Source organism: Acinetobacter sp. (assembly GCF_036666595.1).
Classification (GTDB): Bacteria; Pseudomonadota; Gammaproteobacteria; order Pseudomonadales; family Moraxellaceae; genus Acinetobacter.
Map to the genome: position 1 here is coordinate 1 of NZ_JAVWVO010000049.1, position 914 is coordinate 914.

At 53.2% G+C, this 914-nt stretch carries 2 protein-coding genes and 1 riboswitch; both genes read left to right on the forward strand.

Annotated features, from left to right (window positions below):
- Positions 1–488 (forward strand): M20/M25/M40 family metallo-hydrolase (locus RR876_RS16630; RefSeq protein WP_332637147.1); only part of this gene is annotated, 488 nt, incomplete at its 5' end.
- A gap of 10 nt (positions 489–498) precedes the next feature.
- A riboswitch (glycine riboswitch) is annotated at positions 499–588 on the forward strand.
- Between the two features lie 108 nt (positions 589–696).
- Positions 697–914: FAD-dependent oxidoreductase (locus RR876_RS16635; protein ID WP_332637148.1), on the forward strand; the 218-nt coding region annotated here is incomplete at its 3' end.

Here is a 914-nt window from a genome sequence, read left to right on the forward strand (position 1 = left end):
TGGCCGTGATCACGGTCGGCTCTTTTCAGTCGGGTGTGGTCAACAACGTCATCCCCCAAAACGCCACGTTAAAGCTTAGCGTACGGGCGCTGGATCGGGATGTGCGAGAGTTGTTGCGCAATCGCATTGTGGAGCTCGTTGAGTTACAGGCGAAAAGTTTTGGCGTGACCGCAAAAGTCGAGTTTTTGCCCGGTTACCCGGTGCTGGTCAATACCCCTATTGAGACGGGAATAGCCCGCGAAGTGGCGGTGGCGTTGGTAGGCGCAGATAACGTGGTGCTCCAAACTGAACCGCTCACCGCCAGTGAAGACTTCGCCTACATGCTCGACAAAGTGCCAGGCAGCTATCTATTCATCGGGAATGGCGATGCAACTAACGGAGGTCACGGGGCCTGCATGGTGCACAACCCCAATTACGATTTTGAAGACCGCAACATACCTGTGGGTGCTGCGTTCTGGGTCGCGTTGACTGAGCGCTTTCTGGCGTAGTTTTTTTATGAAATTCAGATCGGGAGAGATCGCGTTAAATCGCGACGCCGAAGGAGCAACCACCCCGGAAACTCTCAGGCAAAAGGACCGGTTTGAATCGTTGATATCTCTGAAGAGTTGCTGGTCTTAGTCACCCGGCACACCGCAGGAGCAAGTGGTTGCATTGAACACGATGGACCACGAATCTCTCAGGTTCTAAACAGAGGGGGTGCACCAGCCATGCACAGGGCTTGTTGGTGCTCAACACTTTGACGTTTTTGAAAGCTCATTCACTATGAAAACAATCGCAGTTATTGGCGGCGGCATCACGGGCGTCACAACAGCTTATGCCTTGGCAAAACGCGGCTTTTCCGTTACCTTGTTTGAACGCCATCGCTATGCTGCGATGGAAACATCATTCGCAAACGGAGGGCAACTCTCTGCATC